The organism is Thermosynechococcus sp. FA-CM-4201 (assembly GCF_054689355.1).
The window spans coordinates 470,297-487,476 of record NZ_CP079920.1; the positions used below are offsets into that span (position 1 = coordinate 470,297).

Annotated in this window: 16 protein-coding genes; 11 read left to right on the plus strand and 5 right to left on the minus strand. The window is 53.4% G+C overall.

The features are described 5' to 3' along the window. The first annotated feature begins 166 nt into the window (after positions 1 to 166). Positions 167 to 475, plus strand: coding sequence for a hypothetical protein (locus KV190_RS02245; RefSeq protein WP_226971987.1), 309 nt, complete (start codon positions 167 to 169; stop codon positions 473 to 475). Here KV190_RS02245 and KV190_RS02250 read toward each other — a convergent pair. After that, a complete protein-coding gene (locus KV190_RS02250; protein WP_460194420.1) occupies positions 472 to 1,818 on the minus strand; it encodes an isochorismate synthase in 1,347 nt (448 codons plus the stop codon). The two genes, KV190_RS02245 and KV190_RS02250, sit on opposite strands and share 4 nt — an antisense overlap. A 158-nt stretch (positions 1,819 to 1,976) precedes the next feature. Between KV190_RS02250 and msrB the strand changes: the two genes are divergently transcribed. From msrB to KV190_RS02285, 7 genes are all read left to right on the plus strand, one after another. Beyond that, the gene (gene msrB / locus KV190_RS02255; protein WP_460194421.1) at positions 1,977 to 2,384 is read left to right on the plus strand and encodes a peptide-methionine (R)-S-oxide reductase MsrB; all 408 of its coding nucleotides are present in this window, start codon (positions 1,977 to 1,979) and stop codon (positions 2,382 to 2,384) included. Beyond that, positions 2,381 to 4,561 (plus strand): GAF domain-containing protein, encoded by a 2,181-nt coding sequence (locus tag KV190_RS02260; RefSeq protein ID WP_460194422.1) that lies wholly within the window; start codon positions 2,381 to 2,383, stop codon positions 4,559 to 4,561. Before msrB ends, KV190_RS02260 begins: the two co-directional genes overlap by 4 nt. Before the next feature lie 285 nt (positions 4,562 to 4,846). Next, positions 4,847 to 5,428: a cell division protein SepF gene (locus KV190_RS02265; protein WP_460194423.1), complete on the plus strand. Its 582-nt coding sequence runs from the start codon at positions 4,847 to 4,849 to the stop codon at positions 5,426 to 5,428. 1 nt (position 5,429) lies between these two features. Beyond that, entirely contained in the window at positions 5,430 to 6,224 is a 795-nt protein-coding gene (gene proC, locus KV190_RS02270; protein WP_460194424.1) for a pyrroline-5-carboxylate reductase, read from the plus strand. Positions 6,225 to 6,230: 6 nt separating this feature from the next. Then, positions 6,231 to 6,671, plus strand: a complete 441-nt coding sequence (locus KV190_RS02275; protein ID WP_460194425.1) for a hypothetical protein — start codon at positions 6,231 to 6,233, stop codon at positions 6,669 to 6,671. Beyond that, entirely contained in the window at positions 6,668 to 7,558 is an 891-nt protein-coding gene (gene dapA / locus KV190_RS02280; protein ID WP_460194426.1) for a 4-hydroxy-tetrahydrodipicolinate synthase, read from the plus strand. The genes KV190_RS02275 and dapA overlap by 4 nt, the downstream gene beginning before the upstream one ends. A 60-nt stretch (positions 7,559 to 7,618) precedes the next feature. Beyond that, positions 7,619 to 9,364, plus strand: coding sequence for a ribonuclease J (locus KV190_RS02285; protein ID WP_460194427.1), 1,746 nt, complete (start codon positions 7,619 to 7,621; stop codon positions 9,362 to 9,364). Positions 9,365 to 9,419: 55 nt separating this feature from the next. Here the strand turns inward: KV190_RS02285 and KV190_RS02290 are convergent, their stop codons facing one another. From KV190_RS02290 to KV190_RS02300, 3 genes are all read right to left on the minus strand, one after another. Beyond that, positions 9,420 to 9,695 carry a DUF2442 domain-containing protein gene (locus KV190_RS02290; protein WP_460194428.1) on the minus strand — a complete coding sequence of 92 codons (276 nt, stop codon included), beginning with the start codon at positions 9,693 to 9,695 and terminating at the stop codon, positions 9,420 to 9,422. 52 nt (positions 9,696 to 9,747) lie between these two features. Then, on the minus strand, positions 9,748 to 10,398 hold the full coding sequence (locus KV190_RS02295) for a hypothetical protein (protein WP_460194429.1): 651 nt from the start codon (positions 10,396 to 10,398) through the stop codon (positions 9,748 to 9,750). Positions 10,399 to 10,480: 82 nt separating this feature from the next. Further along, the gene (locus KV190_RS02300; protein WP_460194430.1) at positions 10,481 to 10,645 is read right to left on the minus strand and encodes a hypothetical protein; all 165 of its coding nucleotides are present in this window, start codon (positions 10,643 to 10,645) and stop codon (positions 10,481 to 10,483) included. A gap of 129 nt (positions 10,646 to 10,774) precedes the next feature. On the opposite strand from KV190_RS02300, the gene KV190_RS02305 reads away from it, so the two are divergent. Beyond that, positions 10,775 to 13,486: a variant leucine-rich repeat-containing protein gene (locus tag KV190_RS02305; protein ID WP_460194431.1), complete on the plus strand. Its 2,712-nt coding sequence runs from the start codon at positions 10,775 to 10,777 to the stop codon at positions 13,484 to 13,486. Positions 13,487 to 13,498: 12 nt separating this feature from the next. Here KV190_RS02305 and KV190_RS02310 read toward each other — a convergent pair whose 3' ends face one another. Then, positions 13,499 to 14,785, minus strand: a complete 1,287-nt coding sequence (locus tag KV190_RS02310; RefSeq protein ID WP_460194432.1) for an AMP-binding protein — start codon at positions 14,783 to 14,785, stop codon at positions 13,499 to 13,501. A gap of 50 nt (positions 14,786 to 14,835) precedes the next feature. On the opposite strand from KV190_RS02310, the gene rsfS reads away from it, so the two are divergent. Next, positions 14,836 to 15,255: a ribosome silencing factor gene (gene rsfS, locus KV190_RS02315; protein WP_460194433.1), complete on the plus strand. Its 420-nt coding sequence runs from the start codon at positions 14,836 to 14,838 to the stop codon at positions 15,253 to 15,255. Positions 15,256 to 15,258: 3 nt separating this feature from the next. Beyond that, positions 15,259 to 17,136, plus strand: a complete 1,878-nt coding sequence (locus KV190_RS02320; protein ID WP_460194434.1) for a GTPase family protein — start codon at positions 15,259 to 15,261, stop codon at positions 17,134 to 17,136. Positions 17,137 to 17,180 lie beyond the last annotated feature (44 nt).

Sequence of the window (17,180 nt, forward strand, 5' to 3'; positions counted from 1 at the left end):
GGGGGCGATCGCCCCCTTTTTTCCTCAATGCCAATTGCCGCTTGGATCTGTCAGGATAGAAGTAAGTTGCCTGATCGAGCTGTTAATGAGAAATCAATGTTTGGCGTAGGGTCGCTAAAATGTAACCTATTTAACGCCAAGTCATGAACATTCTCGTATTCTTCTAATGGTGAGTACCCAGCGATCGCCTATGATTTATCCTCGCTTTCTGCGCAAAGCCTACCGCAAAGAACCCATCTCCGCCTTCCTTCTGCTAATGGGGGGGGTTGATTCGACCATTGGCGGTTTGGGGGGCTACAACGGTCTGCTGTTATTGGGTCTAGGTTTGATGGGCAGTGCACTGCTCTATCGCCTGCTCCAGCGATCGCCCGAACGTCCTCTCCCTGAGAAAGTGCCCCAGTATGCGCTGCCGCCCCAATCCTCCCAGCCCTTGCCGATGCTGACCATGAGCAAAAAACAGCCCCCCCTGCGCTAGGCCAAAGCCGAGATCATCGTCTGAAATTTCCACAGGATTTCCTGCCATTCCCGTTCCGGGTGAGAGCCTTTAACAATACCTGCCCCAGCAAAAAGATGAGCATGGTTGCCCTGAAGGTGGGCAGAGCGAATGCCGACAATGAATTCCCCTTCGCCCGTCGGTGTCACCCAACCAAGGGGAGCCGCATAGCCATTGCGATCAAAGGGTTCGAGTTGCCGCAGCCAGTCTTGTGCCCGTGAAGCAGGATACCCCGCCACTGCTGGCGTAGGATGTAAGGCCGCCACCACTTGGAGAATATGAATGGGTTGAGGCAGCGGTGCCTGAATCAGTGTTTGCAGATGTTGGATATGACTTAGCTCAAGGATGCGCGGCTTGGTCGGCACCTCACAGGTCATGCCCAACTGTTGAAGGGTTTGGCAAAGAAATTCAACAATGACCTGATGCTCGTAGCGTTCCTTGGGGCTGTGGTAAAGGCCATTGCGCAGGCTTTGATCCTCCTGTTGGGTTTGCCCCCGGGGACGGGAACCCGCTAAGGCATCAGCACAGAGAACGCCATCGGCAATCTTGACCAAGCGTTCGGGACTGGCCCCCAAAAAGACCTGCTGCCGCTCTTGGCCAACACTGAAGATGTAGCAATTGGCGTACTGCTGCCGCAGGTTTTGCAACGTTCCCAGCCAGTTAAACCCCTGAGGCTGCTCTAGGGTGAGGGCGGCGGCCAAAACCAATTTTTCGAAGTCTCCCTCCTCTAGGAGCTTGAGGGCCCGCTTGACACCGGTAATAAATTGCCTGTATTGCTCAGTTAGCGGTGGTAGGGCGATCGCCAAGGGGGGTGGACAGGGGGGCGGATCAGCGAGAATGTGGGTCAGTGCCCGCTGCACTAGTTGCCAGTCTTGCCAGAGGCGATGGGGTGTACTGGTCTCTAAGGCACAACTGAGGGTGAGCCAAACATGATCCAGACGCTGAATCACCTGCCAGCGGGGTAAGAACCCGCGGTTAGAGCCGGTGTGATCCCAAAAACTGAATTGACAGAATAGGCGCGGTTCGGCTGGTGCGATCGCCCACACTCGGCTGAGGGTTTGTTCACTAAAACGCTGGAGTTCCACAAATCGTTGATGTCCCTGAACACTGCGGGTCGCCACCGCACCACAGGCAGCAACGATCTCCCCCGCTTGCTCAAGGTAAAAATGCTCACTTTCGCCACTGACTTGCATCAGCCCAGCCAATAGGATCAGGGGATCAACGGTGGGTAGGGAGATGCCTAAACTAAGGAACTGACAATTGGCCTGCTGTGCTGCCTGAATTCCGGCACTGACCTGAGTATAAAACTCGGACTCAGAGGACAAATCAAAAGTAAGGGGCAGCGAAACGGGCATAACCAAACAAGGTCAAGATTGCCCTTACATTTTCCCCTTGGCAGGGAACCTTTGGCAAAAAGACTGGAACTTCCCTGTCTGCCTGATTATGCTGAGGAGTAGGATCACTGTCTATTTCTGAGGCAAGCATGGCTAAGGTTGTGAAAACAGATGCGGAATGGCAAGCTCAACTTACCCCTGAGCAGTACTATGTCACCCGCAAGAAGGGAACGGAGCGTGCCTTCACGGGCTGCTACTGGAATAACAAAAAGCCCGGACTCTATCGCTGTGTCTGCTGTGGCACGCCGCTTTTTCGCTCCGAGACCAAGTATGACTCTGGCAGTGGCTGGCCGAGTTTTTGGCAACCCCTTGACCCCAAAAATATCCGCATGGAGCGGGATCTGTCCCATGGCATGGTGCGCACGGAGGTTCTCTGTGATGTCTGTGATGCCCACCTCGGCCATGTCTTTGAGGATGGCCCGCCACCCACAGGACTGCGCTACTGCATTAACTCAGCGGCACTGGAATTTATCCCTGAATCTGCCGCCTCTGCATGACCCCCGTAATTGAACAACTGCAAAGTCTCAACCGCATTTTGGTAGAACTGGCGCGGCGGCAGCCGTTCCACGGGGCAAACTTTGAGGAGATTTTGCAGGACATTCTCTGTACGAGTGCCCGCAGTCTCAATGTGGCGCGGGTGAGTCTGTGGTTTTATTCGGGCGATCGCCAGCACATTGAATGTGTGCACTTGTTTCAACAGTCGCCGCCGGGGTTTACGGCAGGGATGAAGCTGACGGCCAGTGACTATCCTCGCTATTTTGCGGCTCTGCAAGAGGAGCGCACGATTACGGCCCATGATGCTTGGCTTGATCCACGCACCCAAGAGTTTCGCCAAAATTACCTCGAACCCCTTGGCATCACCTCACTGCTGGATGTGCCCATCTGGGTTGAAGGGGTGATGATTGGCATCCTCTGCTATGAGCACGTGGGGCCGCCTCGCCAGTGGACGGTTGCCGAGGAGCAGTTTGCCGCTTCCCTAGCGGATCTGGTGTCCTTGGTGGTGGAAAGTCGCGATCGCCACCGCGCCCTCAGGGCACTAGAGGAAAGCGAAGCCCGCTTAGCTACCTTCTTTCAAGCCACCTCTGAGGCGGTCATCATCCATGAGCAGGGGACAATTCTTGATGTCAATGCGGCAACCGAACGGCTGTTTGGCTATACGGCTTCAGAACTGGTGGGTCAGTCGGTGTTGTTAGTGACCCATCCAGAGTCGCGATCGCTGATTTTAGAGCGAATTCAGCAGCCCATTGATGTCCCCTTTGAAGCCCTTGCTCGCACCAAAAGTGGTGAAGCACTAATTGTTGAGGTTCAGGGAAAATCCATTCTCTATCGGGGGCGCTGGGCGCGGGTGGTGGGGATACGGGATATTACCCAACGCAAAACCGCTGAACAGAACGTGCAATTGGCTGCCCAACGGCAACAACTGCTGGCGGAAATTGCCCTGCGCATTCGCCAAACACTGGAACTGCCAGAGATTCTCAATACCACAGTGGTGGAAGTGCGCCGCTATCTCCTCAGCGATCGCGTGTTTATTGTCTCTTTTGACCCAAGGACAGAGGAGATTCAAGTGGTGGCTGCGGCGATGGCGCCCCAGTGGCACACGAACCTTGAGGCTCTCCTGCAAAACGTGCATTACCGTTCACGGCTGCTGACCACCCCGGCCACGCTCTCCTGCGAGCGGGAAATGCTTGATCCCCATCTGAAACAGGTGTATGAAGCGCACCATATCCAGTCTTGTCTGCTGATTCCGATCCAACATCAGCCCCAAGGCCCGTGCTTTTTACTGGGAGTCCACCAATGTGACCGCCCGCGAGAGTGGCAGCCCTACGAGCGCGCTTTTTTGGAGCAGTTGGCGACTCAGGTGGCGATCGCCCTGCAACAGGCAGAACTTTATCAACAACTGGCGGCCTTGAATGCCAATTTGGAACAGCAGGTGGCCGAGCGCACTGAGCAGTTACAGCAAAAAATGCGTGAACTAGAGGAACTCAACCACCTCAAGGATGTCTTTTTGCACGCCGTGTCCCATGATTTACGCACCCCTGTCTTGGGTACCCTCATGGTGATTAACCATCTCTTGCAGAGCGACACCAGCGATACGATTGCTGTGCCCCGCAGCACCTTAACCTGTATTCAACATAGCCAGCAGCGGCAACTACATCTGATTGAAACACTGCTGCATATTCACGTCGATCAGCAACCTTCCCTCTCTTTGGCGATCGCCCCCACATCCTTAGCCACGCTTGTCAATGACATCTTGGCGGATCTGCAACCGCTGCTCCAGAAAAATAAGGCCACCGTGAAACTTGACATCCCCCCCACATTGCCCCTTGTGCCCGTTGACCCCATGCAACTGCGGCGAGTCTATGAGAATTTGATCACCAACGCGCTAAAACACAATCGTCCCGGCATAACCATCACCCTGACAGCCGAAGAACAGGGAGATAGCCTTTACTGCACCGTCAAGGATAATGGTGTCGGCATCCGCCCTGACCAGCGATCGCACCTTTTTGATCTCTATTACCGTGGCGGTGCAAACCACCATCGCACGGGCATTGGTTTAGGTCTATATCTCTGCCGAGAAATTATTATCGCTCACGGGGGTGAAATCGGGGTGAAAGAGGGCGATGCGCAGGGAGCGACGTTTTGGTTTCGGATTCCTTTAGCCAACCCAATTTAGAGCATTGTTACCCTTGACAAACCCAAGGCAAAAGCGAGAGACTTAAGGCCAACTTCATCTTTTTCTCTCGGTTTCCTGTAAAATGGCCAGTTGAACCTTCCTGTTTTAACTCAACTTTCGTGGACGTTTGTGCATAGGTTCCCTTTTAGCCACGAAACTAGAATTGTTAAGACATGAAACATATCATCTGGCTTTTATCCCTCTGACCTGTCGCGGTGACTCAACTACGGCACGTCAGAAAACTCTTACAACCAATACATTTATTAGGAGCAATAGTGAGTCGTTATGTTGGGCAAACTCCGTGACCTCATGGGCCTAACCCCAGAGACTGACATCTACGATGAGGAATACCCTCAAGGAACGGCACGAACGCTAACCACGGAACCAGAGGTGGAACCGCTGCCCGCATCGCGGCCAACCCTGAGTCATGACTTTGACCCCAGTCCGGCTCCCTCAGTGGCCACTGGTTCAGTGCCGACAGGTTCAGCTCCTTCGAATGTGATTGGGATGCCCAATGCCGGTCGTTGGTGGGGGGCAGTGGCGGAAGTTTTGGTGATGCAGCCCCGCAGTTTTAGTGAAATGCCTGAGGTGATCAAGGCTCTTAAAGAGCGGAAGTCTGTGGTGCTAAATCTGACCTTGATGGAGCCAGAGCAAGCCCAACGCTCAGTGGATTTTGTTGCCGGTGCCACGTTCACAATTGATGGCCATCAAGAGCGTATTGGCGAGAGTATTTTCCTCTTTACGCCAAGCTGCGTCCAAGTGAGTACCCAAGTTGGTGGGGTGCGTCCAACTGCCACCCCAACCCCCACACCCGTTGCTCCACCACCCGCTTGGGGTATGGATGCCCAACAACAGCGTAGTGCCTAGGGTGCCTGCTCTTGGGATCATTGGCTGTGGCCGCATGGCGGAGGCAATGCTTTCGCGGCTGCTGGCGGATGGTCTCTTGCCAGAGCAGGTGTGGGTATCGGCGCGATCGCCCCAACGGCAACAGTATTTAGCCCACACCTATGGGGTTAGGGTGACAACGAACCTAGAGGTGGCCACAGCCGAAACGCTTCTACTGGCGGTCAAGCCACAGGTCTTTGCCGATATTGAGTCAGAACTGGCGGATACGCCGGTGGCTCAGGGCACGGGGGTTGCCCTTTCCATCATGGCAGGGATCAACAGTGGGCGGCTGCGGCGACTCTTTCCCCAGCGGTTGATCTTTCGGGCGATGCCGAATACACCGGCTCAGGTGGGTGCCGGCGTGATTGCCCTTGCCAGCGATAGTGCCGCCAGTGAACTGGAGATTCGCAAGATTAAGAATTTGTTAGGGGTGCTGGGGCAGGTGGTGGCTGTCAGTGAGGGCCAAATGGATGCGGTAACCGCGCTGTCTGGCTCTGGCCCTGCCTTTGTTGCCTTGATTGTCGAAGCGCTCTGTGATGCTGGGGTGGCGGTGGGCTTATCGCGATCGCTGACACAGGAACTCGTTTATGGCACAATAGCAGGCACAGTACAATTACTTAATGAGCGCGGGCTGCATCCAGCGCAACTCAAGGATGCGGTCACCAGTCCTGCGGGGACAACCATTGCGGGTCTCGAAGTACTGGAAGCTGCTGGTGTGCGTGGAACCCTCATGCAAACGGTAAAAGCGGCCTACGAGCGTGCCCAAGCCCTCAACTAAGTGCCTATGCCCAACTCTCCCACAACCGCTGACCCCCCCGCCATTGAAGGCTTAGATGTGAAGGTAGTGTTTATTTACTACTTTGCCTGTGTCACTGCCATCACTGCCTTGAGTTTGAGCCAAATTTGCCACTGGAGTCTGTTGTCTCCCCTGCCCTACCGTTGGGGATTAGCCGTGGGGGTTGTCGTGGGAGCGATCGCTGCCTATTGGAATCATACGCAAGTCCTTGCGATCGCCTTGCCGCAACTGCCCCGACTAGAAGCATGGCTCAAGGACAACGGCTATGAAGTGACTGAAACCGCAGAGAATTTGACCATTTATCGCTCGCCCCAAAGCTGGCGACGCGGGGCAATCATTCTGGAAACCTTGGGCGATCGCCGGCGGGTGTATAGCCGTGCGGTCACGATTCGGCAACTGCAACGGGACTTGGCTGAGGGTGGACTGTGACTGACTTTGGACGTGTGATTACCGCCATGATTACGCCATTTACAGCCGATGGCGCGATCGCCTACGATGTGGCGGCAGAACTGGCACAGCACCTTGTGGCCAATGGTTCCGATGGTATTGTTGTTTGCGGCACCACAGGCGAATCCCCCACCCTCACTTGGGAAGAGGAATTTCAACTCTTTCAAACAGTACAGCAGGCTGTGGCGGGCAAAGCCAAGGTGATTGCAGGGACGGGTTCCAACTCCACCCGTGAAGCCATTCATGCCACGGCAAAGGCCGCAGAACTCGGCCTCGATGGTGCCCTCTTGGTGGTACCCTACTACAACAAACCGCCCCAAGAAGGACTCTACGCCCATTTTCAGGCGATCGCCAAGGCGGTGCCGCACTTTCCCCTCATGCTCTACAACATCCCCGGCCGCACAGGGCAGAACCTGCTACCAGAAACAGTGATCCGCCTTGCTGACTACCCGAACATTGTTGCCATCAAAGAAGCCAGCGGCAGCCTTGATCAAGCCAGTGCCCTACGTGCTGCCCTACCGCCGACCTTTCGCATTTACTCCGGCGATGATTCCCTAACGTTGCCATTACTGGCCGTTGGTGGTTATGGTGTAGTCAGTGTGGCCAGTCACCTTGTTGGCTCACGCATTCAAGAGATGATTCAAGCCTTTGTCCAAGGAGAGACGGCCAAAGCCACTGCTATTCATTGTCAACTATTACCACTGTTCAAGGTTTTATTTGTGACGACGAATCCGATTCCGATTAAAGCTGCCCTCAGCCTGCAAGGTTGGGCGGTGGGTGCTCCCCGACTGCCCCTCACGTCTGCGAGTGACGCGGTGATTGGCCAATTGAAGCCGGTTTTAGATGATCTTGGCCTACTGAAGTCTTAAGACAACGCTGGGCATTTCCCAAGCTGCACCTTTTTTGTTCGTTTCATCGTAAGGAGACCTATGAGTCAATCCGCTGCAACTGCTGCCCTAAAAATTATTCCCCTCGGTGGGCTGCATGAAATTGGCAAGAACACCTGCGTTTTTGAATTCCAAGATGAAATTATTTTGCTGGACGCGGGGCTGGCCTTTCCCACCGATGGCATGCACGGGGTGAATATCGTCTTGCCCGACATGACGTACCTGCGGCAAAATCGCGACAAAATCAAGGGGATGATTGTGACCCACGGCCACGAAGATCACATTGGTGGCATTGCCTTTCACCTCAAGCAGTTTGATATTCCCGTCATCTATGGCCCTCGCCTTGCCATGGCGTTGCTGCAAGGGAAACTCGAAGAGGCAGGGGTTGCCGATCGCACCGAACTTCGTACTGTACAGCCTCGGGACATGGTGCGCTTGGGCAAAAATTTCCTTGTGGAGTATATCCGCAATACCCACTCCATTGCCGATAGCTTCTCGGTGGCGATTCATACCCCCATTGGCGTGATTATCCACACGGGGGATTTCAAGTTTGACTTTACCCCCGTTGATGGCGAGTGCTTTGACATTCAGCGGCTCGCGGAGCATGGGGAGAAGGGGGTTCTCTGTCTCATTAGTGACTCCACCAACTCGGAAGTCCCCGGCCACACCCCCTCGGAGCGATCAGTCTTTCCCAACTTGGATCGTGCCTTTAGCCAAGCAGAGGGGCGGATTATTTTTACCACCTTTGCCTCTTCGGTACATCGCCTCAGTATGGCCTTGGAATTGGCGCAAAAGCATGGCCGCGTGGTTTCGGTCTTGGGGCGATCGATGCTCAATGTCATTGCCCATGCACGGCAGTTGGGCTACATTCGCTGCCCCGATGATCTCTTTGTGCCGCTACACATGATGCACAAGTACCCGGATCATCAGGTGATGTACCTGACCACTGGCTCCCAAGGGGAACCCCTATCTGCCCTGACGCGGATTTCCAAAGGAGAACACAACAAAATTAAAATTCGCCCCGGCGATACGGTGATTCTCTCGGCTCACCCCATTCCGGGGAACACGATTGCCGTGGTCAACATGATCGATCGCCTGATGATGCAAGGCGCCAAAGTCATCTACGGTCGCGAACAGGGCATTCACGTCTCTGGCCATGCCTGCCAAGAGGATCAAAAGCTGATGCTGGCCTTGACGAAGCCGAAGTTCTTTTTACCCGTGCATGGCGAGCACCGCATGTTGGTGAAACACGCCCAAACGGCTCAGAGCATGGGCATTCCCCCTGAGAATATGGTGATTATTGACAACGGCGATGTGGTGGAACTCACCCGTGACTCGATTCGTGTCGTAGATAAGGTGCCCGCTGGCATTGAGCTACTGGATCGCGGTGGCATTGTCAAAGCCCATGTGCTGCAAGAGCGGCAACAACTGGCCGAGGAAGGCATTATCACCGTGGCGGTGGCGGTGGGTACTGATGGCAGCCTCAAGGCCACTCCTGAAGTCCACCTACGGGGCGTGGTTACAGCGATTGAGCCACAGGCTTGGCAGGCTTGGGTACATGCCACGGTCGAAACCGCTTTGAGCGATCGCTGGAGTGAATATGCCCGCAACGGCGATATAGATTGGGCAGGGGTGAAAGCCCACATTGAACGGGAACTGGTGCGACTGGTGCGCCGTGAACTTCAGGGCAATGCCTCAGTCCTATTGCTCCTGCAACCCATTGAAGTCACCCCCACTGTGACCACAGGAATTCGGCGGCGTCGCAGCACCGCTTCTGTGGTTGGCTAGTACCAAGCCCCTTGGGCAGGAGATCGTGCCTATTTTGTAGGGCATCCCTGCCCGTTTATTTTTGCGTCCGCTGCGCTAGCCAGCGTTGAAACGATCGGGGGCTTTCAGTTGATTTTTTGCCGAGCAACAACCCCTCAACACCAATATCTTCGTCGAGATCTGGCCAATAAATGCCATAACCTGCACCACTAATTTGAAAGTGGCTACGTTCTTCTGTGGTGGCATAGGCCAAACGTGGATACCACGCGATCGGCACCGCGATCGTTCGCCCATCCTCTAGATCAACGCTAAGAGTATCATCTGTTACCAAGACACTAATAATTCTAAGCATCAATCATTTACCTGAAGTTGTAGGTGCTTATTGATGAGAATCGAAATTTAGGTTAAGGGGTGCTATTCGTCAGACTGATTACAGCCTCATTGACTCGCTTCTCAAAGTCGTTGTCCATTGTTTCCAAAAGAAAATCAGAAGTGAGTGTACAAATTGTGTTGATTTTATCGGATGACAGTCCGGGGGAATGGGCTGCAATTTTTCCATGGGCAAAAATATGGCGTATGCTTTTGGCAAGACAAGTTACATTGACTTCTTGACCGTTTTTGAAGTCCTCTAACTGCTGTCGTAGCCCTGGACGGATATAGCAGAGTAGATAGTCAATTAGCTTATTTCTAGGGTCAATTTGTCTGATTCTGCTGATAATTTTCTGCTGCTCACGCGTATCTAGCAATGAGTCAATTTGTGATTCACGACTTGCGTTCAACCCAAGCGCTGAGCAATAGACTTCAAAAGCTGTGTAGGTAAAAAATACCCGCGTAAAGGATGAGTAGATTTGTGCAGTACCTTGTGCGTAACTATTGCTGAGATTTAATCCTTGGAAACTCTTGGCAAGTCGGAATCGGGCGTGCCACTTGGCCAGATGTTGGTAATCTCCTACTAAGTTTCTGTAGTTTCCTTGGGAGACACGATTGAGTTTAATAAATGTCGCCCATGCACGAGGAGAGGTTTGATGAGTTGGATTCGGTGGCTGCTGGGACATTGTTGGATATGGCTAGGAACGCTAGTTTTTCCGTATTTTAGGATCGTCGAGTTAGTTATCGCCAAGCACTACCCACAAAACCTCAAAGCGCCTTCATGATCGAGGATAGTCGCACCTTTCCTTGGGGCGTGCGGGGAATTTGGGGCACAGAAATCCATTGCTTGGGGCATTTGTAGGCACTGCACCGCTGTTTGAGCCATCTGCTGAGTTCCTCAGGGGAGGTATCTCCCACATAGAGGGCAGTCACTTGTTTGGGTGAGCCGCCGATCTAGAGGTACCACCCCGCCATTCAAGGTTTAATTTGTGCTAACATTATATGTAAGATTTTAAGCCTGTTACAAATTACGTTGTTTACACACAACTCACTTTATACGTGATGGCTACTAATCAACCTGAGACAGATTCGATGATTGCCGCAGCTCAGGATCCTGACCCTTGTGTGCGTCGGCAAGTAGCGCAATCTGCTACTACTTCAGCAAACATTTTGCGGATGTTGGCCAATGACCCCGATGAAAAAGTACGCCTTGCGGTTGCTGCCAATGGCAATACCCCTGCTGAGGTGCTAGAGGCTTGGCTGCCCGGAGCACTGACCAACTCCAAACTTGCAGAAGCCATTGCTCAGAACTACGGTGCTCCCATCGATCTCCTAAAAGCTTTGGTCAATCATCCCGATGCTAATGTTCGCTGTAAGCTCGCAATGAATCCCCAAACTGATCTGGCGACATTGGATCAACTGGGTCAGGAATTTGCGCAAGCTTTAGCTAGCAACGCAGTTTTTGAAGTTTTGGTGTTGCAAGATCCTCATCTCAAGCAACTCAGCGATGAAACACTGATACAACTATTGGAATTGACAGAGCCACCCACTTGGGCATTTACAGTTGCAGTCCACCGTGACTGGACAGTGAGACAGAAAGCGGCTGAGGCAAAAACGATTCCTCCTGAATTCCTCGAAACCCTTGCTGAAGATGAGGATAGCGACGTTCGCGCCGCGGTAGCAGGCAACTCGAATACTCCTGCCTCTGCCCTCAAAACCCTTGCTGAGGATGAGAATTGGAAGGTTCGCGAAGCAGTAGCGGGGAACCCCAATACCCCTGCTTATATTTTGGAAACCCTTGCTGAGGATGAGAATTGGAAGGTTCGCGACGCAGTAGCGGGAAACCCGAATACTCCTGCTTATATTTTGGAAACTCTTACTGAGGATGAAGATAGCGATGTTCGCAAAACGATAGCGGTAACCCCCAATACCCCTGCTTATATTCTGGAAACTCTTGCTGAGGATGAAGATAGCGATGTTCGCAAAACGATAGCGGTAACCACCAATACCCCTGCCTATATTTTGGAAACCCTTGCTGAGGATGAAGATAGCGATGTTCGCAAAACGGTAGCGGGGCACCCGAATACTCCTGCTTATATTTTGGAAACTCTTACTGAGGATGAAGATAGCGATGTTCGCAAAACGATAGCGGTAACCCCCAATACCCCTGCCTATATTTTGGAAACCCTTGCTGAGGATGAGGATAGCGATGTTCGCAAAACGGTAGCGCGGCACCCCAATACTCCTGCTCATATTTTGGAAACTCTTGCTGAGGATGAGGATAGCGATGTTCGCAAAACGGTAGCGGAGAACCTGAATACCCCTGCTTATATTTTGGAAACTCTTGCTGAGGATGAGAATTGGAAGGTTTGCGAAGCAGTAGCGGGGCACCCGAATACCCCTGATCATATTTTGGAAACCCTTGCTGAGGATGAGAATTGGAAGATCTGCGAAGCAGTAGCGGGGAACCTGAGTACCCCTGTCTCACTCCTCGAAACCCTAGCTGAGGATAGGCGTAATAGCGTTCGCGCGGCAGTAGCGGGGAATTTGAGTCTTCCTATCTCACTCCTCGAAACCCTTGCTGAGGATAAGAATTGGAAGGTTCGCAAAACGGTAGCAGAGAACCTGAATACCCCTGCTTATATTTTGGAAACTCTCGCTGAGGATGAGGATAGCGATGTTCGCAAAACGGTAGCGGGGAACCCCAATACCCCTGCTTATATTTTGGAAACTCTTGCTGAGGATGAGGATTGGAAGGTTCGCAAAATGGTAGCGGGGCACCCGAATACCCCTGTCTCCCTCCTCGAAACCCTTGCTGAAGATGAGGATAGCGATGTTCGCAAAATGGTAGCGGAAAACCCGAATACTCCTGCTTCTGTTTTGGTAACTTTTGAGGATGAGGATGAAGAGATTTTAGATGATGAAGGTTGGTATGAGGATGAAAAGAGTCATAGTGTTCGCGAGGTGGTAGCGAAGAACGTCAATACACCCGTTTCTCTTCTCCAAGCCCTTGCGAAGGATGAGGATTGGAATATTCGTGAAGCAGTAGCGAGGAACTCCAATACCCCCGCTTATATTTTGGAAACTCTTGCTGAGGATGAGGATAGCGATGTTCGGGCAGCAGTAGCGGAAAATCCCAATACCCCTGTCTCTGCCCTCAAAACCCTTGCTGAGGATGAGGATGGCGATGTTCGGGCAGCAGTAGCAAAAAGACCTGAAATTGTTTTTTTGATTGAGGAGGCTAAGAGCAACGACACCCCTACTACCCGACTAGCAGAGCTAGCTAGCCATTTTTGTAGTGATGTTCGCACAGCGGTAGTGGAGAACCCGAATACTCCTGCTTCTGTTTTGGAAACCCTTGCTGAGGATGAGAATTGGTATATCCGCACAGCGGTAGTGGGGAACCCGAATACTCCTGCTTCTGTTTTGGAAACCCTTGCTGAGGATGAGGATAGCGATGTTCGCAAAGAAGTAGCGAGGAACCCGAATACTCCTGCTTCTGTTTTGGAAACCCTTGCTGAGGATGAGGATAGCGATGTTCGCAAAGAAGTAGCGAGGAACCCGAATACCCCTGTCTCTGCCCTCGAAATCCTTGCTGAGGATGGGTATAGGTGTGTTCGAGAAGCAGTAGCGGGGAACCCGAAGACTCCTGTCTCTGCCCTCGAAACCCTTGCTGAGGATAAGGATAGAAATGTTCGCGCAGCAGTAGCGGGGAACCCGAATACTCCTACCTATGCCCTCGAAATCCTTGCTGAGTATGGGGATAAGGATTAGCTTTCTTGGTGGCTAGGTCTCAATCGAGGATAATCGCACTTTTCCTTGGGGCGTGCGGGGAATTTGGGGCATGGAAATCCATTGCTTGGGGCATTTGTAGGCACTGCACCGCTGTTTGAGCCATATGCTGAGTTCCTCAGGGGAGGCATCTCCCACATAGAGGGCAGTCACTTGTTCGCCCCACAGGGGGTCGGGTGCGCCATAAATATAGATGTCTTGGACAAGGCCACTGTCAAGGAGTAAGGCTTCTAACTCTTCGGGGTAGATATTCTCGCCGCCACTGATGATTTTGCGGCTGGTGCGTCCCAAGATGTAGAGGCGATCGCCCCGCCATTGAGCGCGATCGTCCGTTTGGAATCTCTCTTCATGGAATAACTCAGGGTAATAGCCAAGGGCAAGGGAGGCCGCCTGAATCTGAATTTCGCCCGTAGGGGTTAAAGCAATCTGGGCATGGGGTAAGACTTGACCACAGGAGCGATCGCCCGCCAAAAAGTCCCCCTGTCGCTGGGCACAGATCATGCCAGCAGTTTCTGTCATGCCATAACTGAGACACAGAGGCAATCGCTGGGTTGCTGCTGCCGCTAACAGTTGTGACCAGGTGGGGCCACCGCCAATAAAAATCCCCCTTAACTCCCCTAACCACGGTAGTGGCTCTGTAAGCACCTGTTGCAGTTGCCGAGGCACTAGAGACAGCCACAGATCACAATTGGCGGGCGGGGCTGTTTGCCGTAAGTCCCGTAAATGGCTCGCGAGATAGAGTTCTCCGCCACTCCAGAGCGATCGCACCACGGGCATCAGGCCACTGACATGGTATAAGGGCAAAATACTGAGACAGTGAATCGCCCCTTGTTGTAAATGGCGTTGTAGCCCCATCACCGCCGCTTGAAGGGTCGCCACCGTGTGAATCGCCCAACGCAACCGCCCTTGAGTGCCGCCAGTGGGAATCAGAATCCAACCCTGGGGCAATAGTTCTTCAGAGCCTTGGGGGTCGAGGGGGGGCACCGTTCCCCAAGCCATAAAATTCTGGGGTAGGATTGCTGCCACCTGCTGCCACTCTTGGGACTGCCATTGGGGATTGGCCAGCAATAGGGGCGTCCCTGTGGAGAGCGCTGCGAGAAAACTACTGAGGAAGGAGAGGGGATCGGGTTCGGCCAACACAAGGAGAGTGGGCTGCCGCTCTTGGAGTTGCTCTTGATAGTTGGCTAATTGCTCGCGGAGTCTGGCGGTAGCAGTGTGCCATTGTCCCTTGTGGGGATACCACAGCCAGTGGGGGGCAATACTTGTAAGGTTTTGTAACAAATTTGTCCTGCGCCTCCCTAAACCAATGGGTAAAATCAAAGGATAAAGGAGTGCGTTTAGGAGAGAGCAGCCTGACTATTCAACCGATGCAACGGGTAGCCGCAATTACTGACCCTAGCCTTAAACTAGCATGGACCGCAGCCTATGCCGCCGACGATCGCAAGGGAGTGGATATCTGCCTTTTGGATGTGAGTGGCGTGTCCTACCTCAGCGATTACTTTGTGATCATTACGGGACTCTCAAAAACCCAAGTGCGCGCCATTTACCAAGGGATTGAGGAGGCGGCTCTCGAACATTGCCAACGCCAACCCCAACATATTGAAGGCCAAGCGGAATGTTCATGGGTGCTGATGGACTACGGCGATGTCATTGTCCATGTGCAGTTGCCCAAGGAACGTCAATACTACAACCTTGAGGCCTTTTGGGGGCACGCCCATCGCATTCCCTTTGAGTCCTTGGTGACCACCTAGCCGATGCAGCCCTCTTGGTGGCAGTGGGTTCTTTTTGTCCTGCCACTGGTGGCGATCGCCAGCTTTATCCTCACCGCCGCCTCGATCCAAATTCATGCTTGGGGACTGAGTTGGGTCTGGGCTGTGGTGGTCGTGATTCTGCTGTTGTGGCGGTGGGGAGTTGCCCATTGGCTCAAGGGTCAGCCGACAGACATTGATTCTCGTCCCTTTGATTTGCCGAGGAGCAGTGATTCAGAAACGGATCAACGCGCCCTGAAGATTCTCCAACACACCCTTGAACAGAGTCGTCAAGACCCGCCCCCTTGGGAAAATTGGCCACTCTTTTGGCAGCGGGCACAAACCCTTGTCAGTGAGATTGCCAAAGTCTATTATCCCAATGCTCAGCGTCCCCTGCTCCAAATCTATGTGCCCCAAGCCTACCGCCTGCTGCGGGACACGATTGATGATGTGGATCGCTGGCTGGAAACCCTCAACCCAATTTTGTCGCGGGTAACTGTGGGGCAGGCAGTGCGCGCCTATGAACTCTCGCGGCAGGTGGCGCCCCTTGCCCGTTGGGGCTTTACCACTTGGAATTGGGCACAGTGGCTCCTCAATCCAAGTGTGGCGATCGCCAAAACGTTTACTCAAGAGCAGCAGCAGAAGGCCAATCAAGCCCTGATTGCCAACTTGGGACTCACCCTGCGGGAACAGGTGCTCAAGGCCTTGGGATTGCGAGCGATCGCCCTTTATAGCGGTAGCCTCACCCAACTGGAATTGCCCACCCCCACCCCGCGCACAGATACAGGGACATTACAGGAAATTCTAGAACAGAGTCTGCCCCTTGCCCGTGCCGAAACTGAGCCTGTGAATGTCTTTCTCGTGGGTCGCACCGGGGCAGGCAAAAGTAGCCTGATCAATAGTTTATTTGCTGCCCCCACCACCCGTGTTTCCCCCTTGCCCAACACAAACGAGATCCAGCAATACCGTTGGCAGGAAGACTTGACCCTATGGGATACCCCCGGCTACGAGGATATTCGCGGTGCCGATATTCAAGCTCGCCTGCGGGAATTACTGCCGCGTATGGATGTGGTATTGCTGCTGACGCCAGCGCTGGATCCTGCCCTCGCCCCGGACATCACCGCCCTGCAACTGATTCGTCAACAGGTGAGAGAGTTGCCGATTGTGGTGGCGGTCACCCAAGTGGATCGGCTGCGCCCCCTGCGGGAATGGGAGCCGCCCTACGACTGGCAACGGGGTAGCCGTCCCAAGGAAGTGAGTATTCGCGAGGCGGTAGCCTATCGCCAAGAACAGTTGGCCGTCTATACCCCCCACATTCTGCCCATTGTCAACAGTACTGAAGAACGCATGGCTTGGGGACTCGATGCCCTCAGTGATACTTTGGTGAATTTAATTGCCCCTGCCAAGCAGATCCGCATGGCTCGCTGGCTTAGCGATCGCCAGACACGGCTCCACACCGCTTCTCGCCTTATTGACACCTATTGCCACCGCATCACCACCAGTCAGGGCATTACCGATTTGCTCAAGCGACCAGTGCTCCAGTTTCTTTCGACCATGCTCACGGGGTCTCCCGCCGCCGCATGGCTCCTCGCTGAACAACTGCCCCTAGAACACCTGCCAGTGATTCTTTGTAAATTGCAACTGGCCTATGAACTCTACACACTGTTGCAAAATGCCAGCGATCGCATAGAGGTACCAACGCGCCCCTTTGATCTGAAAGCCTTGGCTCCCTTGCTGCTACAACGTCGTAGCCCTTTAGATCAAGACACTTGGGCAACGGGACACACCCTCGTAGAGTTTTGGACACAGCCTGAGCCATCTCTGACGCTGATGGCGCGCTATGAGGACTATTGGCAGCGGTTTGGTATGCTCCCAGCAAAATAGACGAAGATAAAGAAAGAATAAAAACAGTTCATCTCCCCATTTGC

Excerpts from the sequence above, each read along its gene's own strand:
- KV190_RS02245 (WP_226971987.1), top strand. The coding sequence starts at position 167 with ATGGTGAGTACCCAGCGATCGCCTATGATTTATCCTCGCTTTCTGCGC.
- msrB (WP_460194421.1), top strand. The coding sequence starts at position 1,977 with ATGGCTAAGGTTGTGAAAACAGATGCGGAATGGCAAGCTCAACTTACC.
- KV190_RS02260 (WP_460194422.1), top strand. The coding sequence starts at position 2,381 with ATGACCCCCGTAATTGAACAACTGCAAAGTCTCAACCGCATTTTGGTA.
- KV190_RS02265 (WP_460194423.1), top strand. The coding sequence starts at position 4,847 with ATGTTGGGCAAACTCCGTGACCTCATGGGCCTAACCCCAGAGACTGAC.
- KV190_RS02275 (WP_460194425.1), top strand. The coding sequence starts at position 6,231 with ATGCCCAACTCTCCCACAACCGCTGACCCCCCCGCCATTGAAGGCTTA.
- KV190_RS02285 (WP_460194427.1), top strand. The coding sequence starts at position 7,619 with ATGAGTCAATCCGCTGCAACTGCTGCCCTAAAAATTATTCCCCTCGGT.
- KV190_RS02290 (WP_460194428.1), bottom strand. The coding sequence starts at position 9,695 with ATGCTTAGAATTATTAGTGTCTTGGTAACAGATGATACTCTTAGCGTT.
- KV190_RS02295 (WP_460194429.1), bottom strand. The coding sequence starts at position 10,398 with ATGTCCCAGCAGCCACCGAATCCAACTCATCAAACCTCTCCTCGTGCA.
- KV190_RS02305 (WP_460194431.1), top strand. The coding sequence starts at position 10,775 with ATGGCTACTAATCAACCTGAGACAGATTCGATGATTGCCGCAGCTCAG.
- KV190_RS02320 (WP_460194434.1), top strand. The coding sequence starts at position 15,259 with ATGCAGCCCTCTTGGTGGCAGTGGGTTCTTTTTGTCCTGCCACTGGTG.